The organism is Flavobacteriales bacterium (assembly GCA_016713875.1).
Lineage (GTDB): Bacteria > Bacteroidota > Bacteroidia > Flavobacteriales_F > PHOS-HE28 > PHOS-HE28.
This window is the reverse complement of record JADJOI010000003.1, coordinates 1,110,284-1,134,132: the sequence shown is the minus strand read 5'-3', so window position 1 is coordinate 1,134,132 and position 23,849 is coordinate 1,110,284. Positions and strand designations below refer to the sequence as shown.

At 66.4% G+C, this 23,849-nt stretch carries 22 protein-coding genes; 10 read left to right on the top strand and 12 right to left on the bottom strand.

Annotation, left to right across the window (positions count from 1 at the left end):
* Positions 1–221: 221 nt before the first annotated feature.
* The 3 genes from IPJ87_06290 to IPJ87_06280 all read left to right on the top strand — a co-directional run bounded on the left by IPJ87_06290 (position 222) and on the right by IPJ87_06280 (position 1,811).
* On the top strand, positions 222–389 hold the full coding sequence (locus IPJ87_06290; GenBank protein MBK7941468.1) for a T9SS type A sorting domain-containing protein: 168 nt from the start codon (positions 222–224) through the stop codon (positions 387–389).
* Positions 390–452: 63 nt separating this feature from the next.
* Positions 453–1,439: a N(4)-(beta-N-acetylglucosaminyl)-L-asparaginase gene (locus IPJ87_06285; protein MBK7941467.1), complete on the top strand. Its 987-nt coding sequence runs from the start codon at positions 453–455 to the stop codon at positions 1,437–1,439.
* Positions 1,440–1,484: 45 nt separating this feature from the next.
* The gene (locus tag IPJ87_06280) at positions 1,485–1,811 is read left to right on the top strand and encodes a hypothetical protein (protein ID MBK7941466.1); all 327 of its coding nucleotides are present in this window, start codon (positions 1,485–1,487) and stop codon (positions 1,809–1,811) included.
* Positions 1,812–1,814: 3 nt separating this feature from the next.
* Here IPJ87_06280 and IPJ87_06275 read toward each other — a convergent pair whose 3' ends face one another.
* The 3 genes from IPJ87_06275 to IPJ87_06265 are packed head-to-tail and all read right to left on the bottom strand — an operon-like array spanning position 1,815 to position 4,373.
* Positions 1,815–2,690, bottom strand: a complete 876-nt coding sequence (locus IPJ87_06275) for a hypothetical protein (protein ID MBK7941465.1) — start codon at positions 2,688–2,690, stop codon at positions 1,815–1,817.
* Complete coding sequence (locus IPJ87_06270; GenBank protein MBK7941464.1) at positions 2,677–3,282, bottom strand: RNA polymerase sigma factor; 606 nt, start codon at positions 3,280–3,282, stop codon at positions 2,677–2,679. Before IPJ87_06270 ends, IPJ87_06275 begins: the two co-directional genes overlap by 14 nt.
* 2 nt (positions 3,283–3,284) lie before the next feature.
* A complete protein-coding gene (locus IPJ87_06265) occupies positions 3,285–4,373 on the bottom strand; it encodes a hypothetical protein (GenBank protein MBK7941463.1) in 1,089 nt (362 codons plus the stop codon).
* Positions 4,374–4,450: 77 nt separating this feature from the next.
* Between IPJ87_06265 and IPJ87_06260 the strand changes: the two genes are divergently transcribed.
* Positions 4,451–4,726: a DUF493 family protein gene (locus IPJ87_06260; protein MBK7941462.1), complete on the top strand. Its 276-nt coding sequence runs from the start codon at positions 4,451–4,453 to the stop codon at positions 4,724–4,726.
* Positions 4,727–4,738: 12 nt separating this feature from the next.
* Positions 4,739–5,113 carry a hypothetical protein gene (locus IPJ87_06255; GenBank protein MBK7941461.1) on the top strand — a complete coding sequence of 125 codons (375 nt, stop codon included), beginning with the start codon at positions 4,739–4,741 and terminating at the stop codon, positions 5,111–5,113.
* Here IPJ87_06255 and IPJ87_06250 read toward each other — a convergent pair.
* On the bottom strand, positions 5,047–8,445 hold the full coding sequence (locus IPJ87_06250) for an ATP-dependent Clp protease ATP-binding subunit (protein MBK7941460.1): 3,399 nt from the start codon (positions 8,443–8,445) through the stop codon (positions 5,047–5,049). The genes IPJ87_06255 and IPJ87_06250 overlap by 67 nt on opposite strands.
* A gap of 233 nt (positions 8,446–8,678) precedes the next feature.
* Between IPJ87_06250 and gyrA the strand changes: the two genes are divergently transcribed.
* Both gyrA and IPJ87_06240 read left to right on the top strand, forming a co-directional pair.
* Complete coding sequence (gyrA, locus tag IPJ87_06245) at positions 8,679–11,234, top strand: DNA gyrase subunit A (protein ID MBK7941459.1); 2,556 nt, start codon at positions 8,679–8,681, stop codon at positions 11,232–11,234.
* Positions 11,235–11,257: 23 nt separating this feature from the next.
* Positions 11,258–12,433, top strand: a complete 1,176-nt coding sequence (locus tag IPJ87_06240; GenBank protein ID MBK7941458.1) for a tetratricopeptide repeat protein — start codon at positions 11,258–11,260, stop codon at positions 12,431–12,433.
* Between the two features lie 63 nt (positions 12,434–12,496).
* On the opposite strand, the gene IPJ87_06235 is transcribed toward IPJ87_06240, so the two are convergent.
* From IPJ87_06235 to IPJ87_06225, 3 genes are all read right to left on the bottom strand, one after another.
* Positions 12,497–13,339 (bottom strand): FkbM family methyltransferase, encoded by an 843-nt coding sequence (locus IPJ87_06235; GenBank protein MBK7941457.1) that lies wholly within the window; start codon positions 13,337–13,339, stop codon positions 12,497–12,499.
* A 99-nt stretch (positions 13,340–13,438) separates the two neighbouring features.
* Positions 13,439–14,491: a hypothetical protein gene (locus IPJ87_06230; GenBank protein ID MBK7941456.1), complete on the bottom strand. Its 1,053-nt coding sequence runs from the start codon at positions 14,489–14,491 to the stop codon at positions 13,439–13,441.
* Positions 14,492–14,611: 120 nt separating this feature from the next.
* Positions 14,612–15,649 (bottom strand): SRPBCC family protein, encoded by a 1,038-nt coding sequence (locus IPJ87_06225; GenBank protein MBK7941455.1) that lies wholly within the window; start codon positions 15,647–15,649, stop codon positions 14,612–14,614.
* A 109-nt stretch (positions 15,650–15,758) separates the two neighbouring features.
* Here IPJ87_06225 and IPJ87_06220 point away from each other — a divergent pair, with 109 nt between their 5' ends.
* Together IPJ87_06220 and IPJ87_06215 are read left to right on the top strand one after the other, a co-directional pair.
* The gene (locus IPJ87_06220) at positions 15,759–16,322 is read left to right on the top strand and encodes a hypothetical protein (protein MBK7941454.1); all 564 of its coding nucleotides are present in this window, start codon (positions 15,759–15,761) and stop codon (positions 16,320–16,322) included.
* Between the two features lie 105 nt (positions 16,323–16,427).
* Positions 16,428–17,105 (top strand): zinc metallopeptidase, encoded by a 678-nt coding sequence (locus tag IPJ87_06215; protein ID MBK7941453.1) that lies wholly within the window; start codon positions 16,428–16,430, stop codon positions 17,103–17,105.
* A 60-nt stretch (positions 17,106–17,165) separates the two neighbouring features.
* Here the strand turns inward: IPJ87_06215 and IPJ87_06210 are convergent, their stop codons facing one another.
* Together IPJ87_06210 and IPJ87_06205 are read right to left on the bottom strand one after the other, a co-directional pair.
* Positions 17,166–18,710, bottom strand: coding sequence for a DUF853 family protein (locus tag IPJ87_06210; protein MBK7941452.1), 1,545 nt, complete (start codon positions 18,708–18,710; stop codon positions 17,166–17,168).
* A 31-nt stretch (positions 18,711–18,741) separates the two neighbouring features.
* Positions 18,742–19,179, bottom strand: a complete 438-nt coding sequence (locus tag IPJ87_06205; GenBank protein MBK7941451.1) for a hypothetical protein — start codon at positions 19,177–19,179, stop codon at positions 18,742–18,744.
* A 159-nt stretch (positions 19,180–19,338) separates the two neighbouring features.
* Here IPJ87_06205 and IPJ87_06200 point away from each other — a divergent pair, with 159 nt between their 5' ends.
* Positions 19,339–19,851, top strand: coding sequence for a hypothetical protein (locus IPJ87_06200; protein MBK7941450.1), 513 nt, complete (start codon positions 19,339–19,341; stop codon positions 19,849–19,851).
* 213 nt (positions 19,852–20,064) lie between these two features.
* On the opposite strand, the gene IPJ87_06195 is transcribed toward IPJ87_06200, so the two are convergent.
* The 3 genes from IPJ87_06195 to IPJ87_06185 are packed head-to-tail and all read right to left on the bottom strand — an operon-like array spanning position 20,065 to position 23,830.
* Positions 20,065–21,282 carry a carboxylesterase family protein gene (locus IPJ87_06195; GenBank protein MBK7941449.1) on the bottom strand — a complete coding sequence of 406 codons (1,218 nt, stop codon included), beginning with the start codon at positions 21,280–21,282 and terminating at the stop codon, positions 20,065–20,067.
* A 35-nt stretch (positions 21,283–21,317) separates the two neighbouring features.
* Positions 21,318–22,568, bottom strand: a complete 1,251-nt coding sequence (locus tag IPJ87_06190) for a tetratricopeptide repeat protein (protein MBK7941448.1) — start codon at positions 22,566–22,568, stop codon at positions 21,318–21,320.
* 29 nt (positions 22,569–22,597) lie between these two features.
* Positions 22,598–23,830 carry an NAD(P)/FAD-dependent oxidoreductase gene (locus IPJ87_06185; GenBank protein ID MBK7941447.1) on the bottom strand — a complete coding sequence of 411 codons (1,233 nt, stop codon included), beginning with the start codon at positions 23,828–23,830 and terminating at the stop codon, positions 22,598–22,600.
* Positions 23,831–23,849 lie beyond the last annotated feature (19 nt).

The window sequence follows — 23,849 nt, the reverse complement described above, 5'->3', positions numbered from 1 at the left end:
CGAGTAATCGTTAATGTTTACGTTTCCTTGGGTGGAACCACGCTCAGTACTTGGACGTGTGGTGGGAACGTGTGGTCGCCAGCAACCGTTCCTGGGGCCTGCGCGGGTACCGGAGTTTGGTTCCATGGGAACCTATGGAACGCTCGGATTGACTTCACATGATTCTTCGCACTGCGGCTGAGTCGCACCGTGCGCTCGATATCGTCGAAACTACCGCTCTTGTGACGATCACCGACCTCGCTGGCAAGCTGGTGAACAGCGACCGCCTGGCCGAAGTGAACCGTCGCATCTACCAGTTCGACGCGAGCGACCTGAACAACGGTGCCTACACCGTGACGGTGGAACTCGATGGCAAGCGTTTCAGCGAGCGCATCGTGGTGGCCCACTAAGCCTACGACCTTCTTGGGGAAAGGCCCTGCTTCGGCAGGGCCTTTCTCTTTTCTTTGTCACCGATGGACAACGACCGCCGCCGCTTCCTGCGGATCACCTCCACGGCCGCAGTGGCTGCGGCGGTGCCTTGGGCCCGCCCGGCCGCAGCCCGTTCAACGCCTCCGGCCCCCGGCTCGCCGGTCGTCATCAGCACCTGGGACCATGGCCTCGACGCCAACAGCAAGGCCTGGCAGGTGTTGGGCGCGGGCGGCTCGGTGCTCGACGCCGTGGTGGAAGGCGTGGCCGTGGTGGAGAACGACCTCACCAACCGCAGTGTGGGCCAGGGCGGGCGGCCCGACCGCGACGGCCATGTGACCCTCGATGCCTGTGTGCAGGACCACGACGGCCGGGCCGGCAGCGTCGCCTTCGTGGAGCACTTCGCCAACCCCGTGCGCATCGCAAGGGCCGTCATGGAACGCACCCCGCATGTGATGCTGGTGGGCGAAGGCGCCGAACGCTGGGCCCGTGAGAACGGCTTCACCGATCGCCGCATCACCCTGCCCGGGGTGCAGGCCGAGTGGAAGGAGTGGGCGGTGAAGAGCGAGTACAAGCCCGTGGCGAACATCGAGAACCACGACACCATCGGTCAGCTCGCCGTGGATGTGCAGGGACGCCTGGCCGGCAGCTGCACCACCAGCGGCATGGCCTACAAGATCCACGGCCGGGTGGGCGACAGCCCCATCATCGGTGCCGGCCTCTTCGTGGATGGTGAGGTGGGTGCCGCCTGCGCCACCGGCACGGGCGAGCTTGTCATCCGGGTCGCCGGCAGCCACACCGTGGTGGAGCTCATGCGCCAGGGGATGGACCCCACCGAGGCCTGCCGCCAGGCCGTGGACCGCATCGTGCGCCGCTCGGGCAACATCGACGGCCATCAGGTGGGCTTCCTCGCCCTGCGCGCGGATGGCGCCTTCGGGGCCTTCAGCATCTACAACGGCTTCACCTACGCGGTAAGCGACGCGTCCGGCCATCGCCTGCTCGAGTCGGGCTACGTGCGGCGCTGGGAGCCCTGAGTTCGGGGATTTGGATCCGGCCGGAGCGGCGCCTACTTTTGCCGCATGCGCACCCTTCTTCTGGCCTTGCTGCTGTTGGGTTCCGGCCTCAGCGCCCGCGCGGGCGGTGGCGAGCACACCGGCTCGGCACGTGTGGAATGCAGCCGCGCTTCCGGCCTTATCCGCCTCCATCTGGCGGCCGAACGCCGCATCGGACGCGTGGTGCTGCAGATCGCCGACGCCAACGGCCTGCTGCTCTACCGCGAAGAGGGCCGCGCCCTGCGCAATGAGCTCGTCCGCGTGCTGGACAAGGGCCTCTTCCCGAAGGGGGACATGGTCCTGAGCGTGAAGGCGCGCGATCTCGACCTCACCCAGCGCTTCACGATCGAATAGCCCTCACCACGCGGCGCGCATCAGGCTCCGCAGGTCGGCGTTCGTCCCGCCCAGGGAAGCAGAGGCTTCACCGCCGGGCTCCGAGGCTTTGCGACGAGCCTTGGCCTTCGATGCGACCTCCGCGGCGGTGACCTCGCGCGAATAGCCGGGCTCTTGGTCCATTTCCTGCTTCACATCACCCAGCGTAGCCGTGGTGGCCGGAGCGGTGGCGGCCTGCCGGGAGAAGGCCAGGTCCTCCGCGGGGGACTCCAAGTCGGCGTTCGCCACCCCGGTCACAGCATCCTCCGCGGTCGTCGGCACCTCTGCCAACGCTTCGCTGGTGAGGCCCGCACCACTGTGGTCGGTCAGTGTCGGCTCAACGGTCATCACGCCTGTAGTGGTGGTCTTCTGTTCCTCCAGGGGCTCCACGGCGGGCTGCTCGGAGCGCGCGGGCTGTTCCGGCTTGGTGGGGAGGGCCACCGGCTTCAACTCGGCGAGACCTTCCTGTTCCAGCCCCGGCGGCGGCATCCACAGGGCCACGCCCACGGCGATCAGCAGCGCCAGGGTGCCGAAGGCCAGCACCGGACGCCAGTACTGCGCGGGGCTGGGGGGCGCCAGCCAGGTGCCCACGCTGTTGAGCCAGATCCGCCAGGCGGGACGGCGGGCGTCGCGGAAGGCCGCCAGCACCCGGTCTCGCACCTCCGGATCGGCGGCAACAGGCGGGCCGGGGCGCCCTTCCGCCCGCACCTGGGCCAGGGTGGCGCGCAGCGTTTCGTACTCGGCGCGGTCGGCCACATGCCGCAGCACGAAGGCCCGCTCCTCGGCCAGCAGCTCGTCGAAGGCGCGTTCGCTCAACAGCGCCTCCAGGTCCTCGGGGTCGTATCGCTCACGCGCGTCCATGGTGGGGAAGGGGCATCGGGCCGAACTCCTTGAGGCGGTCGGCCAGTTTCTTCAGGGTGTAGAACAGGCGGCTCTTCACGGTGCCTTCGGAGATGCCGAAAGCCAGCGCGATCTCCTTGATGGCCAGGTCCTCCTCGTACCGCATCACGAAGGTGGCCTTCTGGTCGGGGTCCAACCGGTCGAGCTCCTCGTTCAGCCGCCGCCGGAAGTGGGCCCGGTCCACGGCCTCGCCGGCGTGCGGCTCCTGCACTGCGCGGCCGTTGTGCCGCAGCTCGGGCACCGCCGCGCGGCGCACCTCCTCGCGGCGGTACTCGTTCTTGCACATGTTGTTGGCCACGCTGAACAACCAGGTGCGGAACGGCCGGCCCGGGTCGTACTGGTCCGGCCGCTGTGCCAGCTTGGCGAACAGGTCCTGCAGCATGTCCTGCGCCCGTTCGCGGTCGCTCCACAGCATGCGGTGGAAGTAGTTCAGCACGCGGCCGTGGTAGCGGTCGTACAGCTCGGCGAAAGCGCGCTCATCGCCGCGCACCACGAGCTCCATGAGGCGCTCGTCGCTGGCGCTCCGCCGATCGGTGCCGAAGAGGGAGCCCATGGTCAATGCGGCAGCACGCCCAGCCGGTAGAGTTCGTTCGTGGCCCCGATGCGCTCCGCCAGGCGGTGCAGCTCCTGCTCGGTGCGGGCCATGCCCGCCTCGTCGTTCACGGCGCGGTAATGGCGCAGCAGGACGCTGCCGGCCACGAGGTAGTTCCACGACAGCGGTCCGGCCTCGGCGGTGCGGTGCATGCGTTGCCACCGGGCGGCCAGCTCGGCGATGGGTTCGCCGCTGCCGCCGGCGCGCAGGGTGAGGCCGGTGAGCGCCGACCGGTCGTGCCAGGGGGACAGCAGTTCGGCCGGCAGGCTCAGGGCCAGATGCACCGGGCGGGCGGTGGCCTGCGGAAGGGCGTTCACCACGGCTTGCACGGTGCCCGGTGCTGTGCCCGTGGCACCGGCCTCGCGCCACACGCGGGCCCGGTAGTCGGCAACGGCCAGCAGGCGGGCGTCCACCACCAGCACGTCCGTGCGTCGACCGTCGTGCTGCTGCGCCGCGATCACGGGGTAGGCGTCGAGTTCACCGCCCAGCAGCAGTACGCCGCCGCGGTCCACGGAGGCCAAGAGGTCCTCGGCCATCAGCACCAGGCCCGTAGCCACCAGCCCTCGGTCGCGCAGCTCCACGGCCGCTGTCCGCAGGGCTGCGGCATCGCCTTGATGTAGGGCCCGTGTCATCCGGGGCACCACCAGGTCGGGGGCAGCGCGGTCCAGCGCGAGCGCAGCGTCCAGCGAGGCGAAGGCCGAGGCCTCCGGGAAGTGCTGGTAATAGGCGGCGAGATGGGCATCGACACTGGCCGGTGCGAGGCGCTCCAACTCGTCGGCGGCCTCTTCCAGCCGGGCGTCGTCGGTGGCGGTGATCCGTCCGTTGCCCCTCACCAGCGCGGCCTGCCGTTCGTTCTGGTACCACTGGTAGCGCGCCGAAGCATCGGCGGGCCGCTCGTTCACCGCGTTGTTCCACGCGTTGCTGTTGCGCAAGAGGTCGCGCTCGTTCCACGGTCCCTGCAGGTTGTTGGCCGGGGCCGGCAGCGCCGGCGCGGCCTGGCCGATGGCCCGACCGGCCAGGGTGAGCAGCACGAGGAGAGGAAGGGCACGCATGGGTTCCGCAGCCCTGTACACGTCACGTGCCGATCGGTTCGATCGCCGGGCCGGGGCTACCTTTGCAAGGTACGCGCATGCTGAGCGAAGAAGTGAAGGAGCGGCTCCGGCAACGGCTGGACCAAGTGCACGAGTGGCCCTCGGTGTACATGTACAAGTTCATCTTCGAGCCCGACGCCGACCGCTTGGCCGCTGTCACCGCCCTGTTCCCGCCCGAGGCGGAGCTTCTGCGCAAGTACTCCACCGGGGGCAAGTACCTCAGCCTCACCGTCACCGAGGTGATGATGAGCGCGAACGAAGTGGTGGAGCGCTACGACCGCGCCTCGGTCATCCCTGGTCTCATCGTGCTGTGACCGTTCCGTGCCATGGAGAACCTGCGCATCGCCCTCACCATCACCCTGAGCATCCTCCTGTTGCTGGTGCTCTTGCGGCGCTTCCGCGACCGGGTGGTGCGGCATGACCTTCCCGTGGCGGGCCATGCCGAGCTCATCGGGCTGCAGGTGGCCTATCACCCGGCCCGCCTGCTGGTGCAGGTGCGCATGCCCCAGGCCCGGTCGATGTCGTGGGCCCTGCTCGACCAGTCGCACCACGAGCTGCACCGCTGGCCCGACCAGCCCTTGCAAGCGGGCGACCACGCCGTGGAGCTACCGCTGGATGCCCGTGCCGACGGGGTCTACCATCTGCAGATGGCCTCGGATACCCAACGAACCATCCGCCGCTTCCGGCTCGCCCAGGGATGACACGCCGGGTGCATACGCTCTTGCTGGTCGCCGCTGCCGCAGGCGCGCTGAACGCCGCCGCGCAAAAGCGCCAACCCCTGCCCGAGCCGTCGTTCACTCTGAAGGGCACGCTGGTGTTGCCGGTCCCGGTGGGCCTGCCCTTGTTCAACGACCTCACCGAGAGCGTGGGCGGTTTCGACCTCTGTGCCCAATATCCGTTCTGGAAGGGGCTGTGCGTGGGCGTGGGCGGCCGGGCCACCTGGTTCGGGCTGGAGGAGCGCTCCTTCGCCCCGCAGAGCATCAGCGGCGAGATCGTCCGTGCCACCTGGTTCGGCAAGCTGCAATGGGAGAAGTACACCGGCGGCCGCACCTTCGTGGAGTTCGCCGCCAAGGCTGGCCTGTCCGACTACCACTACACCAGCAGCGGGGTGGGGGAGCGGCGCACCGTGAAGGCCTCGGGTTTGCACTGGGGCGGCCAGTTCACCTTCTACCTGCATGCCACGGACAACCTGGCCTTCGGCGTGCAGGTGGGCTACGAGCAGGACGAGCAGACGCTGAGCCCGGACAAGTTCGGGCTGGAGAGCTTCCCGGGCCGCACGGTGCAGGCCGAAGGGCCGCCCTATGGCTTCCTCACGGTGGGCCTGGGCTTCAGCACCCGCTTCCGCAAGAGCGCCGACCGAGGCGAGTGGTAGGGGCCGAAGCGGACCGGCCCGCTTGGGGCGGGCCGGTCTGCATGATGGGAGAAAACCCTTATTCGCCCGGGGCGGGGGCAGGTCCTTGGTGTCGCTGCTGCCTTCCCCTTTGCCCACTTTCTTCTTGCCCTTGGTGACCTTGATGGCCACGTCGGACTTCTCCTTGTTGAGGCCCACGACGATCTTGTCGCCCTCCTCGATGGCCTGGTTGATGATCTCCTCGGCCATCGGGTCCTCGATGAATTTCTGGATGGCCCGCTTCAATGGGCGTGCGCCGAACTTCTCGTCGTAGCCCTTTTCCACCAGGAAGTCCTTGGCCTCATCGGTGAGCTTCAGCTCGTAGCCCAGCTCGCTGATGCGCTTGTAGAGGTGCCCCAGCTCGATGTCGATGATCTTGTGGATGTCCTCCCGCTTGAGCGAGTTGAACATGATGATGTCGTCGATGCGGTTGAGGAACTCCGGGGCGAAGGCCTTCTTGAGCGCCTTCTCGATGATGCCGCGATTGGTCTCCTCCTGGGCCTCGCTGCGCGCGGTGGTGCCGAAGCCCACGCCCTTGCCGTAGTCGGCCAGGTCGCGCGCTCCGATGTTCGACGTCATGATGATGATCGTGTTCTTGAAATCGATGTGACGGCCGAGGCTATCGGTCATCTTGCCGTCATCGAGCGCTTGCAGCAGCAGGTTGAACACATCGGGGTGGGCCTTCTCGATCTCGTCGAGCAGGATGATGGCGTAAGGCCGACGGCGCACTTTCTCAGTGAGCTGTCCGCCCTCCTCGTAGCCCACGTAGCCCGGAGGTGCTCCGATCAGGCGGCTCACGGAGAACTTCTCCATGTACTCGCTCATGTCGACGCGCACCAGCGCATCTTCGGTGTCGAACAGGTACCGCGCCAGTTCCTTGGCCAGCTGGGTCTTGCCCACGCCGGTGGGGCCCAGGAAGATGAACGAACCGATGGGGCGGTTGGGGTCCTTCAGGCCGGCGCGATTGCGCTGGATGGCCTTCACCACCTTGCCCACCGCCTCGTCCTGGCCGATCACCTTGCCCATCATCTCCTCCTTCATCCGCCGCAGCTTGCCGCTCTCCTTCTCGGCGATACGCGTCACAGGGATGCCGCTCATCATGGCCACCACCTCGGCCACGTTCTCCTCGTTCACGGTGGTGCGGTGGGTGCGGCTCTCCTCCTCCCACTGCTTCTTGGCGCGCTCCAGCTCCTCCTGCAGCTGCCGCTCGCGGTCGCGCAACTTGGCGGCCTCCTCGTAGCGCTGGCTGCGCACCACCTTGTTCTTCTCCTCCTTCACCTCCTCGATCTTGCCCTCCACTTCCAGGATGTTCTTGGGCACCACGATGTTGCTGATGTGCACGCGACTGCCCGCCTCGTCCAGCGCGTCGATGGCCTTGTCCGGCAGGTGACGGTCGGTGATGTACCGGTTGGTGAGCTTCACGCAGGCCTCGATCGCCTCGGGCGTGTAGTTCACGTTGTGGTGGTCCTCGTACTTCTCCTTGATGTTGTTGAGGATCTGGATGGTCTCATCCACGGTCGTGGGCTCCACCAGCACTTTCTGGAAACGGCGCTCGAGGGCTCCGTCCTTCTCGATGTACTGCCTGTATTCGTCCAGCGTGGTGGCGCCGATGCACTGGATCTCACCGCGCGCCAGGGCGGGCTTGAACATGTTGCTGGCGTCGAGGCTGCCGCTGGCGCCGCCGGCGCCCACGATGGTGTGGATCTCGTCGATGAAAAGGATGACGTCCGGGCTGTTCTCCAGCTCGTTCATCACGGCCTTCATGCGCTCCTCGAATTGGCCGCGGTACTTGGTGCCGGCCACAAGGCTGGCGATGTCCAGCGCCACGATGCGCTTGCCAAAGAGCACGCGGCTCACCTTGCGCTGGATGATGCGCAGGGCGAGGCCCTCGGCGATGGCGCTCTTGCCCACGCCGGGCTCGCCGATCAGCACGGGGTTGTTCTTCTTGCGCCGGCTCAGCACCTGGCTCACGCGCTCGATCTCCTTCTCACGGCCCACGATGGGGTCCAGCTTGCCGTCCTCGGCCAGCTTGGTGAGGTCGCGGCCGAAGTTGTCCAGCACCGGCGTTTTGCTCTTGCTGTCGGCGGGTTTGCGCTGACCACCGGAATAGCCGCTGCCGCTCTCCTCGTCATCATCGTCAGCGCTCTGCGGGCCCTGGGCCTTGGGCCCTTTGGATGAGCCGGAGGCCGGGGAAGGGCCGCCGCCGGCCAGGATGGCGTCCACTTCGTTCTTCACGCTCTCGTAGTCCACGTTGAACTTGTGCAGGGTGCGGGTGGCCAGGTTGTCCTCGTCCTTCAGGATGCTGAGCAGCAGGTGCTCAGTGTCGATGTGCGGGCTCTTGAACAGCTTGGCCTCCAGAAAGGTGATCTTCAGCATCTTCTCGGCCTGCTTGATCAGCGTGATCTTGTCCTTGTCCGGCGGGCGCATCGCGCTGGCGGGCTCCATGCTGCCCTCCACCGAGCGGCGCAGCTCCTCCAGGTCCACGTCCAGGTGGTGGAGGATCTTCACAGCATTGCCCTCGCCCTCGCGGATGAGGCCGAGCAGGATGTGCTCGATGCCGATGTAATTGTGCCCGAGCCGGAGGGCTTCCTCACGACTGAAGGTGATGACGTCCCGGACCCGGGGTGAGAATTTGGCGTCCATGCGGTGGTTCGGCGGTGGTGCGTCCGTGGGATGAAGGTACGGTGATGGGCACCGGGGGCAAGCTATCCAACGGGCTTTGTGCCCCCCGGTCCGGCCATCGTGCTTTTATCCACAAGGAACTGTGCGGTCTGTGGAAAAATACGGGGGCCCCGAACCCTCCAACGAAGTACTTTCGGGCTCCCTTTTCGGCACCCCTTTCATCACGGACCGTGCCAATGACGAATTGACAGCCCATGACCGACGGAGAGAAGATCGTCCCGATCAACATCGAGAACGAGATGCGCACGGCCTACATCGACTACTCGATGTCGGTGATCGTGAGCCGCGCCCTGCCTGATGTACGCGATGGCCTCAAACCCGTGCACCGCCGTGTGCTGTTCGGCATGCAGGAGCTCGGGGTGCTGAGCAATCGCCCCTACAAAAAGAGCGCCCGTATCGTCGGTGAGGTGCTCGGGAAGTACCACCCCCATGGCGACGGTAGCGTGTACGACGCCATGGTGCGCATGGCGCAGGACTGGAGCCTGCGCTACCCGCTGGTCGACGGCCAGGGCAACTTCGGCAGCATCGACGGGGACAGCCCGGCGGCCATGCGCTACACCGAGGCTCGCCTGAAGAGGATCGCCGAGGAGGTGCTGGCCGACCTGGACAAGGAGACCGTGGACATGCGGCCCAACTTCGACGACACGTTGGAGGAGCCGAGCGTGATGCCGACCCGGATCCCCCAGCTGCTCGTCAACGGTGCCGCCGGCATCGCTGTGGGCATGGCCACCAACATGCCGCCCCACAACCTCACCGAGGTGTGCGACGCCACGATCGCCTACATCGACGACCGCGACATCGACATCGACGGCCTGATGCAGTACATCAAGGGCCCGGATTTCCCCACGGGCGGGGTGATCTACGGCACTGACGGCATCCGGGAGGCATACACCACCGGCCGCGGCCGCATCGTGCTGCGCGGCAAGTGCCACATCGAGGAGGACCAGCGCACCGGGCGGGAGACCATCATCTGCACCGAGATCCCCTACCAGACCAACAAGGCCGTGCAGCTATACAAGGGCGTGGCCGACCTGGTGAACGACAAGAAGATCGAGGGCCTCAGCGACGTCAACGACTACAGCGACCGCACCGGCATCCGCCTGGCCTACGAGGTGAAGCGTGAGGCCATGGGCACCGTGGTGCTCAACCAGCTCTACAAGTACAGCGCGCTGCAGAGCAGCTTCAGCGTGAACAACATCGCGCTGGTGGGCGGGCGGCCCATGCTCCTGAACCTCAAGGACATGATCGCCCGCTTCGTGGACCACCGCCACGACGTGGTGGTGCGGCGCACGAAGTACGACCTGCGCAAGGCCGAGGAGCGTGCCCACATCCTGGAGGGGCTCCTCATCGCGCTGGACCGCCTGGACGCCGTGATCGCCCTGATCCGGGCCAGCCAGACCCCTGACGAAGCCCGCGACGGACTCATGAAGGAGTTCGGCCTCTCCGAGATCCAGGCCCGCGCCATCCTCGATATGCGCCTGCAGCGCCTCACCGGCCTGGAGCGCGACAAGATCCGCGAGGAGCACGCTGAGCTCATGACCCTCATCGCCCACCTGAAGGCCGTGCTGGCCGATGAGGGCATGCGGATGGGCATCATCAAGGACGAGCTGCGCGAGGTGAGGGAGAAGTACGGCGACAAGCGCCGCACGGAGATCGTGGCCAGCGGGGCGGACCTCAACATGGAGGACCTCATCGCCGACGACGCCGTGGTGGTCACCATCAGCCACCTGGGCTATATCAAGCGCACACCGCTGGCCGAGTTCCGCACCCAGACCCGGGGCGGGGTGGGCAGCCGCGGAAGCACCACGCGTGAGGAGGACTTCCTGGAGCACCTCTTCGTGGCCACCAACCACAACTACCTGCTCATCTTCACCCAGAAGGGCCGGTGCTACTGGATGCGCGTGTTCGACATCCCCGAAGGCACTCGGCAGAGCAAGGGCCGCGCGATCCAGAACCTCATCCAGATCGAGGCGGACGACAAGGTGCTGGCCTACATCAACGTCAAGGACCTCAAGAGCGAGGACTACCTGAACAACCACTTCGTGGTGCTGTGCACCAAGAACGGCATCATCAAAAAGACCACCCTGGAGGCCTACAGCCGTCCGCGCGCCAATGGCATCATCGCCGTGGGCATCCGCGAGGGCGACGAGCTGCTGGAGGCGCGCCTCACCAACGGCAACTGCCACATCATCATGGCCAGCCGCGAGGGCAAGGCCAACCACTTCGAGGAGAACCGCGTGCGCCCCATGGGCCGCGGAGCCAGCGGGGTGCGGGGCATGCTGTTGGAGGATGGCGACGAGGTGGTGGGCATGATCACCATCGACAAGGCCGAGACCGGCACGCGCCAAGTGCTTGTGGTGAGCGAGAACGGTTACGGCAAACGCACCCCGCTCAAGGACAAGGACGGGGAGTACGAGTACCGCATGACCAACCGCGGCGGCAAGGGGGTGAAGACCCTGCAGGTGACCGAGAAGACCGGAAAGGTGGTGGCCATCAAGGATGTGACCGAGGAGGATCACCTGATGATCATCAACCGCAGCGGCATCACCATCCGCACGCGGGTGAACGAGCTCCGCGAGCTGGGCCGGGCCACCCAGGGCGTGCGCCTGATCGAGCTGCGCTCCAACGACCGCATCGCCGCCGTGGCCAAGGTGGACAGCGACCTGCACGAGGACGAAGAGCAACCTGGTGAAGGCGAGGAAGGCGCCGCGAATGGCACCGAAGTTGATACCCCGGCCCCCGAAGTTTGAACCGAAGACACGACAGCCCTCTCATGAAGCGCACCCTCATCCTCCTGTTCGCCGCCGGCACCCTGGGCCTCCACGCCCAGAACAGCAACGTGGTGAACGCCTACAACTACCTCCAGGACGGCGACCTGGCGAAGGCGGCCGAGTTCATCGAGCCCGCCATCACCAACGAGGCCACCATGGGCAAGGACAAGACCTGGCGTTACCGGGGCGACATCTACCGGCTGATGGCCCTGGGACAGGACGAAACGCTGAAAGCCCAGTTCCCCGACGCCATGCAGCGGGCCATCGACAGCTACATCAAGGCCCAGGAGCTGGACACCAAGGGGAGCTACAAGAACGAGATCCAGCAGAACCTGCTCGCCCTGCAGGCGGCCTCGCTCAACAAGGGCAACGATGCCTTCAGCGCCAAGGAGTACGACAAGGCCATCGCCCTCTACGGCAACAGCGAGCGCATCGCCAAGGCCTTCGGTGCGGTGGACACCAACGCCATCTTCAACAGTGCGCTGGCCTACGAGACGAAGGGCGACGCGGCCATGGCCATCCAGCGCTACGGCGAATGCCTGAGCCTGGGCTACGACAAGCCGGAGATCTACCGCTACAAGGCCAACCTGCAGAAGAAGGCCGGTGATGTGGAGGGGGCCATCGCCACCGTGCGCGAGGGCCGCACCAAGCATGCGGGCAACAAGGACCTCATCCTGGACGAGATGAGCTACCAGCTGGAGTCCGGTCGCACCGAGGAGGCGGAGAAGAGCGTGGTCGAGGCCATCGCTGCCGATCCGGAGAACGCCGTGCTGTACAGCATCCTCGGCAGCCTCTACGACGCCAAGGCCAACCCGAAGGAGGGACCAGCGCCGGCCGAGGCCGATGTGGCCAAGTGGACCGACATGGCCGAGGAGAACTACAAGAAGAGCCTGGAGCGGGACCCCAAGTTCTTCGACGCCTACTTCAACATCGGCGTGCTGTACAACAACCGCGCGGCCACCTGCTACAGCAAGGCCAACGGCATCAAGGACAACACCGCCTACGAGAAGGCCAAGACCGCCTGCGACGCGGTCTTCGTGAAGGCTGTGCCGTACTTCGAAAAGGCGCACGAACTCCGTCCGGACGACGTGCAAACGATCCAACAGCTGATGAAGCTGTATGCCAAGACCGACGACCAGGCCAAGTATGCCGCCATGAAGGCGAAGCTCGGACAATAAGGCCGTTGGCGCGTTAAGGGTGAGAGCTCCGGTCATGGCCGGGGCTCTCTGCGCTTCGGGGGGTCAGCCTTCGCGCAGCCAGAGGATGTCCTCCCGCAGTTCCCGGTGCGCCATCACGTCCACCGGCACGGTGCGTCCGTCGGTGAGCGCCCTGTAGGATCGGAATCCCGCCCCGCGCAGCAGGTCGTCCATGGCCTGCACCTCTGCCTGCGAGCGGTCCAGCAGGGTGGTCTCCACCATGATCCGGGCAACGCGCCCTTCGGCCAGCATGTGCTGGCAACCGCGCAACGCCGGCAGTTCCGAGCCCTCGATGTCCAGCTTCAGAAAGTCGATTTGGTCGATGCCCTGCTCGGCGCAGAAAGCGTCCACCGTGGTCACATGCACCGGATAGGGGATCTTGTCCTTCGGGTCGAACGTGCCTTCCAGGCAGGCGAAGCCCCGCACCATCACCCGCGGAGTGTCATAGAACGTGTGCGTGCCGGTGTGGTCGGTGAGCGCCAGGTCCCAAAGCGACCAGGTGCGGAAGGTGCCGAGGTCGTTCAGCTCCCGAATGCGGGTGTTCGCCGTGCGCGACGGCTCGAAGGAGTGGACATGGCCCTGGGGGCCCACCAGGCCCAGGCAGTGCGCCGCGAAGTAGCCCATGTTGGCCCCGGGATCGAACACCACCATGCCCGGACGCAGGGTGCGGGAGAGGAAGTTCATGATGTTGACCTCGTACAGGCCGAAGAACATCATGCGGTGCTGGCGGATGCCGAGGTCCAGCGACAGCCGCACGCCGTTGCGGACGATCTCGATCGGCTCGCCGGTGTTCGTCCATTCACCGACCAGATCGGCCAAGCGATGGCGACCCCGAACGGGGAGGCGTGTGAGCTGGCGGGTAATGGTGCGCAGCGGGGTTCGCCACATGGCCGGCGAAGGTAGTCCAGGCGGTCGGGTGTGGATGGGATCGGTCCAGTAGGGCTATGTGCTTGACCCTTAAGAAACTATAACTTAACATAATATAAATTATGTGCCAAATGGGCCGCCGAACAGACCATCGATCGGTTCAACCCCGAAGCCAGTTCGCCCCAGGCTCCGGTAGCTCCCATCCACCAAGGTGAAGCCGCGGAACGGATCGTTGGCGATCAACCACGGCCCATCCAGGTCGCACAGGTCCGCCAGTCCCCCGAGCGCCGCCATGGCCGCGCAGCCCAGGCTGCTCTCGCTCATGCTGCCCAGCATCACACCTTTGCCGTGAGCCCTTGCCCAGGTGATCATGTCGAGCGCCCGGTCCAGGCCGCCGCACTTCATCAGCTTCACATTCACGCCAGTGAACGCCCAGCCGCGCTCTGCCAGATCCTCTGGGCCTTGCACGGATTCGTCGGCGATCACGGGCACGGTCGTCCGGCGGCTGAGGGCCGCATGCGTGTCCAGATCGTCCTTGTGGAACGGCTGTTCCAGTCCGAACACCCGAGCCACACCTCCGGCCGCCTCGATCACCGCCATAGCCTGCTCCATGGTGGTCAACCCTTGGTTGGCATCCAGCAACAACGACCGTGCGCTTCGGCTGGCGACCGCGTGCAGCACGTCCAGGTCCTCCGGACTTCCGTTCAGTTTGATCTTCAGAACCGGCGCTTGATTGGCTTCCTTCAACTTCCTGTCAAGTTCGTTCAATGCGCTGATGCCCAATGTGAATATGGGCAGGCCCGGGGTTGGATGCAGGATCAAACTCCATGTTGAGGCATGCGCGTCTTTTCGTCTCAGGATCAGATCCATGAAGGCCATATGTAATCCGGCACGTGCGGCTGGCGATTCACGGCCATTCACCAGCTGGTCCAGGGACCTTGAAAGTGACTTGAGGTCGGTTGTGTCAACTTCCTCTGGATCAACTGATCGATACAATGCTACGATGCCGGCTTGGTCCTCGTTGACGTAGGGCGGCGTGGTGGCCTCCCCGTATCCGCACAGACCGCCATCCCGAACCCGGATCAGCACGCTATCGGTGCCGTCGCGGAGGCCGTGCGCTGTGCCGAACGGGCGCTTGAAGCGCAAGCGGTACGGCCGGATATCGAGATGCACACCGCCAAGGTCGTCCGTAGCCGTGGTCGGACACGGCCGTATGCGCCCGAGTTCCGAACAGCCTGGAACGAACAAGCCCCGGAGCCGGGCCCCGGGGCTTGTGCAGACCGTGTGGCCGGCCTACTTGATCGTATACACCACACGGGTGAGCCATTTGGCCGTGTCGGGTTCCGTGCCCGGGTCGGTGATGTACTCCTCCAGGACCACATCGCCCATGGTGGCGCCATCGGCCTTGATCTTCTTGTCGATGGCCATGTGGGCCTTCTCCGTGTTGGCGTAGGGCCCGTAGTGGTCGATGGTGTAGGCCTTGCCGGCCGGCACCTCCACCAGGGTCATGCCCTTCAGCTTGTCCTTGGTGCTAGAGGATACGGGGATCCCCGCCAGCATGTCCGCCTCCTGCTTGGCCTCGTTCCACTCGTAGAACAGCCCGCTCGGCGCGCCGGCCGGCTCCACACCCGCCGCCTGCATCAGCCCCATGGCCTTGCCGAAGGTGCTGCTGAAGAACGCCTCCATGTTGCTCCACTTCACGCGTTTGCGTTCGCCGAGGTACCACATGGTCGGCCGCTCCGCCACGTTCACCTCGAAGCCGTCCACCATCCGGGCCTTCTGTTCGGCGATGGCCTTCGCGTCCGTCTCTGCCAGGCCCTTCAGGTTGCTCAGGCCCTTTTCGAAGTCGGGCCCGATCATCTTGTCCATGTCCATGAACACGCCCATCACGCGGCCCACGAAGCCGTTCTCGCCCTGCAGGCCCCAGGTGATGCGGGTGCTGTCGCCCATCGCCTCCAGGTCGTAAGTGCCCTCGTTCACGGCCTCCATCGGCTCCAGGAAGGTGAGCTTGGTGCGCACGCTCTTGTTGGCCTCGATGGCCACGATCTCCTGCATGCCCTTGCCCACCGTGTCGCCTTCCCATTTCCACACGGCGCCCACGGTGCCATCGGTGCCTTCAATGCTCTGCACCTGGTCCTTGTCCATCTCCTGCCAGGGTCCCCAGGTCTTCATCTCGGCCAGCTTGCCCACGCGGTTGAACACCACCTCGGTCGGGGCATGGATCACGGCGCTCCGCTCCACGCGGAAGGTCTTCGGGCCCATGAGGCCCAGGATGATGAACAGGCCCGCCAGGGCCAGCAGGATGATGAGGATGGTCTTCAGGGCGCGCATGGCCGGATGGGTTTATGTATCCAAAGATGCGGCTTGCCCGCGAATGGGGACCGACGTGTGTCGGACCGTTGGCACGCTCTTTTCTTTGTGGGGGCCACATCCCCATCCCATGCTCCACACGCTCCGCCTCCCGTTGCTGACGCTCGCCGCCCTCGTCCTCTTCACCGCCTGCAGCAAGAGCGGGTCGCCTGCGGGCACCCAGGTGAAGCAACCCTTCAGTGGCAGTGCCTATGAAAGCAACAACCGCTTCTTCCGCGGCACGGGCCAGGGCGTCAGCGCCAAGCAGAACATCGCGCGCAGCAAGGCCGACCTGGAGGCCAAGAACCAGCTGGCCGCCCAGGTGGGCACCAACATCCGGGCGGTGACGGACCAGTACCTGGGCCAGACGGAGAACGCCGGTGCCGCCGATGTGGCCGATAAGTTCCAAACGCTGGTGCGCGAGGTGATGAGCACCGAACTGGCCGACCTGCGCAAGATCGGCGAGGAGACCTACCACAACCCCGAGACCCAGGCCTACACGGTGTACGTGGCCTACGAGATCCGCAAGGCGGCCATGTTCCGCTTCATGAAGAAGCAGGCCCGCACCAACGCCAAGGTGAGCGAGCAGGAGCTGAAGGTGATGGACGAGATCCTGGACCAGCAGATCAAAGCGGCCGAAGCGGAGGGCGAGTGACCTGCCATCTTTGCCGAAGCACCTGCCGAACCGACCCGCCGCAGGCCGTGTTCACCGAACGGACCCTGAATTGCGGAGAGCCCCCCAAACCCTGAACGACCCATGATGGGAGCCTATATCATCGGCATCGTGGTGATGCTCGTGAGCCTGCTGGTGAGCCACCAGCTGAAGAGCCGATTCCAGAAGTACAGCGCCACCCCGCTGGCCAACGGCATGAGCGGGGCGGAGATCGCGCAGCGGATGCTGCACGACCACGGCATCGGCAATGTGAAGGTGGTGAGCGTGCCCGGCCAGCTCACCGACCACTACAACCCCGCCAACCGCACGGTGAACCTGAGCGAGGCCGTGTACCATGCCCGCAACGCCGCCGCTGCCGCCGTGGCCGCCCACGAGTGCGGCCATGCCGTGCAACACGCCACCGCCTATCGCTGGCTCACCATGCGCAGCAAGCTGGTGCCCGTGGTACAGGTGACCAGCAGCTTCATGCAGTGGGTCCTCCTCGGCGGCATCCTGCTGATCAACAGCTTCCCACAGCTGCTGCTCTTCGGCATCATCCTGTTCGCCATGACCACGCTGTTCGCCTTCATCACCCTGCCGGTGGAGTACGACGCCAGCAACCGGGCCCTGGCCTGGATCAAGCGCAACGGCATCGTCACCGCGGGTGAGTACGCCATGAGCGCCGACGCCCTGAAGTGGGCCGCCCGCACCTATGTGGTGGCCGCCATCGGCTCGCTGGCCACACTGCTCTATTACGTGTCCATCTTCATGAACCGCCGGAGCTGATCCCCCTCACCCGTGCGGGAAGGGCCACTGCTTCGGCGGTGGCCTTTCGTTTTGCGGGGGTCAGCGGCGGCGGGGGCGCACGCCCAGCACGCCCAGGAGCCCACGGGTGAGCTCGCGCACCAGCGTGTTGCCCACCTGCCGCACCATGGTATTGCGGCTCAGGTCGTCCACCAGCGACCGCTCGGGCTTGGCCGGCTTGGGCTCGGTGGTGTTCGACCGCTTCTCGGCCCGCTCGGGCTTCGCCTCGCCCTCCTCCCCGTTCAGGCGCTTCTCCAGCAGTTCGAAGGCGCTGTCGCGGTCGATCACCTCGTTGTACTTGGCCGCCAGCGCACTGCGGGCCACGAGGCCGTCCAGCTCCAGCGGGCTCAGGACGTCCATGCGGGTCGATGGCGCTCGCATCAGCGTGTGGGCCAACGGGGTCGGTGTGCCCTTCTCGCTCAGCGCCGTCACCAGTGCCTCGCCGATGCCCAGCGTGGTCAGCAGGGTCTCCGTGTCGTAGAAGTCGGTGAGGGGGTAGTTCTCCGCCGTGCGCCGGATGGCCGTGCGGTCCTTGGCGGTGAAGGCCCGCAGCGCGTGCTGCACCTTCAGGCCCAGCTGCCCCAGCACCGCCTCGGGCACGTCCGTTGGGTCCTGCGTGCAGAAGTACACCCCCACCCCCTTGCTCCGGATCAGCTTGATGATGGTCTCGATCTGCTCCAGCAGGGGCTTGGTGGCCGTGTTGAAGATCAGGTGGGCTTCGTCGATGAACAGGCAGAGCCGGGGCTTCTCCCCATCGCCCACCTCGGGGAAGGTCGCGTGGATCTCGGCCAGCAGGCACAGCATGAAGGTGCTGAAGAGGCGCGGCTTGTCCTGGATGTCGGTGAGGCGCACGATGTGCACCACGCCCTTGCCGTTCCGCTGCGCCAGCAGGTCGTTGACATCGAAGCTGCGCTCGCCGAAGAAGCGGTCCGCGCCCTGTTGCTCCACCTCGATCAGCTTGCGCAGGATGGTGTTCACCGTAGCGGGGCTCACCGCGCCGTACTGCTTTTGCACCTCGGCCTTGCCTTCCTGGGTGGTGAACTGCAGCACGCGACGCAGGTCCTTCAGGTCGAGCAGCGGCAGCCCGTTGTCGTCGCAGTACTTGAACACCAGGGCCAGCACGCTCTGCTGGGTGTCGTTCAGCTCCAGGATGCGGCCCAGCAGCACCGGACCGAACTCACTGATGGTGGCACGTAACCGGGCGCCCTTCTCGCCACTGAGGCTCAGCAGCTCCACCGGCAGGGTCGCGGGCTCGTAAGGGAACCCGAGCTGCTGGTGGCGCGCGTGGATCTTGTCGTTGGCCGTGCCCGGCGCGGCGATGCCGCTCAGGTCGCCCTTGATGTCCATCAACAGGCTGGGCACCCCATGCAGGCTGAGCTGCTCGGCCAGCGTCTGCAGGCTCTTGGTCTTGCCCGTGCCGGTGGCGCCGGCGATCAGCCCATGGCGGTTCATGGTGCGCAGGGGCACACGCACGGGAGCGGCCGCTGTGCAGGTGCCCTGGTACAACGGCGCGCCCAGCACGATGGAACCTCCCTGCACGGCGTAGCCCGCTTGCACCGCCTGAGTGAACTCTTCGGTCGTTCGCATGGCGACGAAAGTAACGGGGCAGCCGCAGCCTTTACTTCAACAGGCCGCCCAGCAGCCCCTTGGCCATGTCGGCCAAGCCACCGCCCTTGCCCAGGTCGCCCAGCAGCCCCTGTAGGTTGCCGGCGTTGCCGCCCACCTTGTCGCTCAGCAACTGCGTCAACATCGGCAGCACCAAGGACATGACCCCGCCGGCCTGCTGGCCGTTAAGGCCGACCTCACCGGTGAGCTTCTGGTTGAACGTCTTGCCGATGTTGTCCAGGATGCCGTCGGCGCCTGCGGTATTCTGGGCGCTGCTGAAGAGGTTCAGCACGTCGTCCAGCCCAAAACCGTCGCCACCCCCAAGCACCTGCTTGACGCTGTCCCCGGCCGCGGCGATGGAACCCTTGGCCTGGCCTTCGTTGAGGCCGAGCTGTTGCACGAGCTGCGGGGCCACCTGGCCCTGCAGGGTGGAAAGAAGTTGGTCGAGCATGGGGACAAGATAGGGGCTGTGATGGCTGAACCGCGCGTACACATCCGTTCGGAGCAGTGTGCGCTTCCGCCACCTGCTCGATCGGTGCCGCCACCTGCTCGGGGCCGGATGCGCACGCTGGACGGGCGGGCCAGTTTTGCCCCATCAACACCGACCCCCATGAACCGCACGATCCTCCCCCTCGCCTTCCTGCTCTCCTCCTTCGCCCACGCCCAGCTGAGCACCGTGCCCGCCGACCGTGAGCAGTTGAGCCGCATGCAAGCCAGTGGCGCCGCCGTTCTTACCATGGATCTGGTGCGCTACGAGCGCGTCGACGCCGACCTGCGCCCCTCGCCCACCGGCGATCACCTGCGGGTGGTGAGCCCGGCGGACGACGGGTATGCCGTGCGCATCACCGGCCCCACCGGCAGCCTGCGCATGACCGGCACTTACCGCGATGCCGACCTACAGGTGGCGCACGGCGCCTTCGCCTTCCATCACCCCAACGGGCGCCTCGAGAGCAGCGGCAACTACGTGGATGGTCGCAAGCACGGCGTGTGGTCGCGCTACGACGCGGCGGGACGAGCCCTGGCCGAGCGTTGCTATGGCATCACCGAACCGGAGGCCCTGCTCGAAGCCCATGGATGGACCAGCCGGGCCGCGGTGGTGGATGGAGCGAGCGCGGCGAAGTGAACAGACCGGGAAAACCCGAAAGCCACAAGCCACAAGCCACAAGCCACAAGCCCCAAGCTGCCAGCTTCAAGCCTCCAGCCTCCAGCCTCCAGCCACCAGCCTCGTGCCACAAGCCTCAAGCTGCCCGCTACTTGCTTCCTGTTATCGGCTTCCTTGCTCGTCCTTCTTCCTACTTGATCCTTGTTCCTTCTCGCAGGCGGCTTCCGACTTGCCTCAGCGGTCCTGCACCACCAAACGGGTGACGCTGCCCGGCTGCTGACGGTCGCGCAGCAGATAAGTACCCGGCTGAAGAGCCAGGTCCAGCACCCGGTCGCCAGCGGGTTCGGTGGTGCTGAAGACCAGGCGGCCCGTGGCATCAAAGAGGTCCAGGATGGTGGTCTGGGCGAGGGTGACGGTGAAGCGCCCGGTGCTGGGGTTCGGGAACACGGGGAGCGGACCATTCGCCGGGGACTCAGGAACGTCCACGGCCAGCAGCCCGCAGCCCGCCGGTTGGCCGCACACCACGTTCGCCAGGAAGTCCACCACGATGTCCTCGGAGCCCTGGGGGTCGGTGTTGAAGTAACCCACATGGCCATTCCCCGGATACAGCAGGAAACAATGTTCGAGCCCGATGGCCTCCGCGTGCTGGTGGATGTGTGCGCTGCCGCTGGCGATGAGGCCGGTGGGGATGCCGAATACACTGACCTGTTGCGTGTAGCAGGGTACGATCTGGTCGCCCGCCTCGTGGACGCTCACCAGGGGCTGGTCTCCGGCCACGATCCAGCTGGTGTCGCCGATGGCGCCGCTGTAGCTGAAGCAGGCCCGCACATCACTGGAATAGTTCGGCGTGCCGGAGCTGCCCTCCATGCCCCCGAGCGCGGCGGAATCCGGCACCAGCACGGCAGGAAGCTCGTTCGGTTGGTCCAGGTAGGTGGCGTGAATGGCGGCGATGGCCCCTGCGGAGACGCCGCCCACGATGATGCGGTCCACGTCGATGCCGTAGGGGTTGCCGTCCTGGGCCACCGTCTTGCGCAGGAAACGTACGCAGGCCCGCATGTCATGGGCGCCACGCATCACCGCCTGCTGGGTGGTGGTGGCGTTGGGCCAGAAGAAACCGACGCGGTAGTCCGGCGCCACGGCCACATAGCCGCGATGCGCGAAGGCCTCGCAGATGTCCGCCACATCGGCGCGGGAGCCGGCCACGAAGCTGCCGCCGAAGGCCACCAGCACCACGGGCCGCTCGGAAAGCGTGTCGCCCGACGGTTCGTACACATCCATGTAGAGCGTCTGCGGGCTACCGTTCACGCCCGTGTTGGAGCCGAACGGCACGGCTAATGTCACGGTCAGGCTGTCGAACAGCGTCGGGTCGGAGTAGCGCCCGTTGCCGCATTCGGTCTGGGCCATCAGCATAGCGGGCAGGGCCAGGCCCGTAAGGATGATCAAGGTGCGCATCGTTTCTGGGTGGGGCGCTCAAGATACGAGGACGATCAGAACGCACAGAAATAGCGGATGGCCTCGGTCGCCTTCGCCGCGCCGAGCTCCTGGCTGCGCTGCAGCTCCCGACAGCCCTCGTAGATCTGGTAGGCCATCACCAGGGCGATGCCTTTGTTGTAGTGCGGCTGCGCGGCGTTCGGGTCCAGTTGGATGGCGCGATCGTAGTGGGCGATGGCCTCGTTGTGCTCCCCCAGCAACAAGTGGATGCTGCCCTTGAGGTCCCACGCGTCGGCGTCTTCCGGCCGCAGGGCGATGGCCTGCTCGGCATCGTACAGGGCGCCGACGTGGTCGCCGAGCTGCTTGCGGGCGAAGCTGCGGTTGAACAGGGCTTCCATGGTGCCAGGGGACAGACCGATCACGCGGCTCTGGTCCTGCAAGGCGCCTTCCATGTCGCCCAGTTCCTTGCGGGCGAGGGCCCGCTCGAACCAGAGTTGGGGCAGGTCGGTGACCAGCGCCAGCGCCGTGTCCAGGTCGGCTTCGGCTGCAGCGGCGCGGCCGGCGGCGCGATGGGCACGGCCGCGGTTGAACCACGCCATGGCGAAGCCCGGGTCCAGGCCCACGGCGCGGTCGAAGGCGATGAACGCTTCCTCTGGACGACCAAGCCGTTCATAGGCCAGCCCCCGCAGGTCGTGCGCGATGGCCAGCGTGCTGTCCAGCGTGAGGGCCACGGCCGCTTCATCCAGCGCTTCCACCGGCTGTTCGGCCTGCAGGTGGGCCAGGGCCTTCTTCAGGTGCAGCCAGGGGTCGTTCGGGGTGCGGCCCAGCATCACGGACAGGCTGCGGATGGCCCTGTGCGGTTCCTGCATCAGTAGCTGTTCATCGGCCCGGTGCTCCATCATCAGGGAGTCGTACGGCGCCAAGGACACCGCCCGGTCACGGTCCTCCTCCGCTCCCTTGTAGTCCGTCATCAGCACCTTCAGCCGCGCCCGCCGGTCCAGGATGTGCTCCGAGTACGGGTTCAGCTCCAGCGCCCTGTCCATGTCCTGCAGGGCCCCGGTGTACATGCCCAGCCGCTGGTACAGGCTCGCCCGCTTCATGTACGCATCGCCGTAACCCGGGTCGGTCTGGATGGCATTGGTGTAATGCTGTAGCGCCCGCTCGCTGTTGCCCAGCCGCAGCTCGATGTCGCCCTGCTGCAGCAATTGCGCGGCGTCCATGCGGTAGGTGGACTGGCCGGTCCCCGGTGCGGCGAGGACCAAGAGGAAGGTGCACAGGAGGACGTCGGACGGACGGATGCTCATCATGGGGAGAACGTGTCGCAGGATGGAACGGTTCAGCGGGCGCGCTGGGCGGCATGGAGGCCCGCGACGTGGCCGGTGCTCCACGCGGCTTGGAAGTTGAACCCGCCGGTGATGCCGTCGATGTCGAGCACCTCGCCGGCGAAGTGGAGCCCTGGCGCCACGCGGCTTTCCATGGTGCGTGGGTCCACCTCCGCCAGGTCGATGCCGCCGGCGGTGACGAACTCCTCCTTGAAGGTGGTCTTCCCCTGTGCGTGGAAGGTGTGGTTGGTGAGCACGGCCACGAGCTTGTCGCGCCCGCGGCGGCCCAGCTCGTCCCAGGGCTTGTCCTCCGGGAGCTCAGCGACCTGGGTGAGGTGGGTCCACAGGCGCGCGGCCAGGCCGAAGAGCGGGGTGTTGGTCACGCGTTTGCGCGGGTGGTCGGCGATGGCCCGTTCCAGCGCCTGCACCACGGCGGCCTCCCCCGCTCCACCGGTCCAGTCCACCAGCACCGTGTACCGGTAGCCCCGCTCGTGGAGCGCCCGTGCCCCGAAGGCGCTGAGGCGCAGCACCGCCGGACCGCTGAGGCCCCAGTGGGTGATGAGCACGGGCCCGACGGCCTCCAAGCCCATTCCGGCGAGGCGCACCCGCACCGGATCGGCGGCCACGCCCATCAAGCCACGCAGGCCCGCGTCGGGGATGTTGAAGGTGAACAGCGACGGCACGGGTGGGACCACGCGATGCCCCAGGCGCTGCAACCAGTGAAAGCCCTCCAGCTTGGGGCCTCCACCAGTGGCCACCACCACGGCGGCCGCGTCCATGCTGCCGAAGGTCCCGGTGAGCCGCCAACCGCCTTCCACCGGGTCCAGACCGCGCACAGGGTGCTGCAGGCGGGTGACGACACCGGCGCGCTGCGTCGCGTGCGTGAGCGCGTCGATCACCGTGCGCGAATCATTGGTGGCGGGGAACATCCGCCCGTCGGCCTCGGTATGCAGCCGCACGCCATGAGCGGCGAACCAGGCCACCGTGTGCGGCTGGCCGAACACGCCGAAGACCTTGCGCAGGAAGGACCCGCCGCGCGGGTAATGCCGCGCCAGCCGAGCCGGTTCCACGCAGGCGTGCGTCACGTTGCAGCGACCGCCTCCGCTGATGCGCACCTTGGCCAGCAGCTTGTCGCTGCCTTCCAGAAGCAGGACCGGAGCGCCGTGCGCGGCCGCGGCGATGGCAGCCATGTGGCCGGCCGCGCCGCCGCCGATCACCACCACGGTCCGTTCCTCCGCCCTGGCCATGCCGCGAAGTTCGGCCGGG

What these genes read in the sequence shown, in the direction of transcription:
- IPJ87_06285 (MBK7941467.1), top strand. Translation starts at nt 453, where the DNA reads ATGGACAACGACCGCCGCCGCTTCCTGCGGATCACCTCCACGGCCGCA.
- IPJ87_06280 (MBK7941466.1), top strand. Translation starts at nt 1,485, where the DNA reads ATGCGCACCCTTCTTCTGGCCTTGCTGCTGTTGGGTTCCGGCCTCAGC.
- IPJ87_06275 (MBK7941465.1), bottom strand. Translation starts at nt 2,690, where the DNA reads ATGGACGCGCGTGAGCGATACGACCCCGAGGACCTGGAGGCGCTGTTG.
- IPJ87_06270 (MBK7941464.1), bottom strand. Translation starts at nt 3,282, where the DNA reads ATGGGCTCCCTCTTCGGCACCGATCGGCGGAGCGCCAGCGACGAGCGC.
- IPJ87_06265 (MBK7941463.1), bottom strand. Translation starts at nt 4,373, where the DNA reads ATGCGTGCCCTTCCTCTCCTCGTGCTGCTCACCCTGGCCGGTCGGGCC.
- IPJ87_06260 (MBK7941462.1), top strand. Translation starts at nt 4,451, where the DNA reads ATGCTGAGCGAAGAAGTGAAGGAGCGGCTCCGGCAACGGCTGGACCAA.
- IPJ87_06255 (MBK7941461.1), top strand. Translation starts at nt 4,739, where the DNA reads ATGGAGAACCTGCGCATCGCCCTCACCATCACCCTGAGCATCCTCCTG.
- IPJ87_06250 (MBK7941460.1), bottom strand. Translation starts at nt 8,445, where the DNA reads ATGGACGCCAAATTCTCACCCCGGGTCCGGGACGTCATCACCTTCAGT.
- gyrA (MBK7941459.1), top strand. Translation starts at nt 8,679, where the DNA reads ATGACCGACGGAGAGAAGATCGTCCCGATCAACATCGAGAACGAGATG.
- IPJ87_06240 (MBK7941458.1), top strand. Translation starts at nt 11,258, where the DNA reads ATGAAGCGCACCCTCATCCTCCTGTTCGCCGCCGGCACCCTGGGCCTC.
- IPJ87_06235 (MBK7941457.1), bottom strand. Translation starts at nt 13,339, where the DNA reads ATGTGGCGAACCCCGCTGCGCACCATTACCCGCCAGCTCACACGCCTC.
- IPJ87_06225 (MBK7941455.1), bottom strand. Translation starts at nt 15,649, where the DNA reads ATGCGCGCCCTGAAGACCATCCTCATCATCCTGCTGGCCCTGGCGGGC.
- IPJ87_06220 (MBK7941454.1), top strand. Translation starts at nt 15,759, where the DNA reads ATGCTCCACACGCTCCGCCTCCCGTTGCTGACGCTCGCCGCCCTCGTC.
- IPJ87_06215 (MBK7941453.1), top strand. Translation starts at nt 16,428, where the DNA reads ATGGGAGCCTATATCATCGGCATCGTGGTGATGCTCGTGAGCCTGCTG.
- IPJ87_06210 (MBK7941452.1), bottom strand. Translation starts at nt 18,710, where the DNA reads ATGCGAACGACCGAAGAGTTCACTCAGGCGGTGCAAGCGGGCTACGCC.
- IPJ87_06205 (MBK7941451.1), bottom strand. Translation starts at nt 19,179, where the DNA reads ATGCTCGACCAACTTCTTTCCACCCTGCAGGGCCAGGTGGCCCCGCAG.
- IPJ87_06200 (MBK7941450.1), top strand. Translation starts at nt 19,339, where the DNA reads ATGAACCGCACGATCCTCCCCCTCGCCTTCCTGCTCTCCTCCTTCGCC.
- IPJ87_06195 (MBK7941449.1), bottom strand. Translation starts at nt 21,282, where the DNA reads ATGCGCACCTTGATCATCCTTACGGGCCTGGCCCTGCCCGCTATGCTG.
- IPJ87_06190 (MBK7941448.1), bottom strand. Translation starts at nt 22,568, where the DNA reads ATGATGAGCATCCGTCCGTCCGACGTCCTCCTGTGCACCTTCCTCTTG.
- IPJ87_06185 (MBK7941447.1), bottom strand. Translation starts at nt 23,830, where the DNA reads ATGGCCAGGGCGGAGGAACGGACCGTGGTGGTGATCGGCGGCGGCGCG.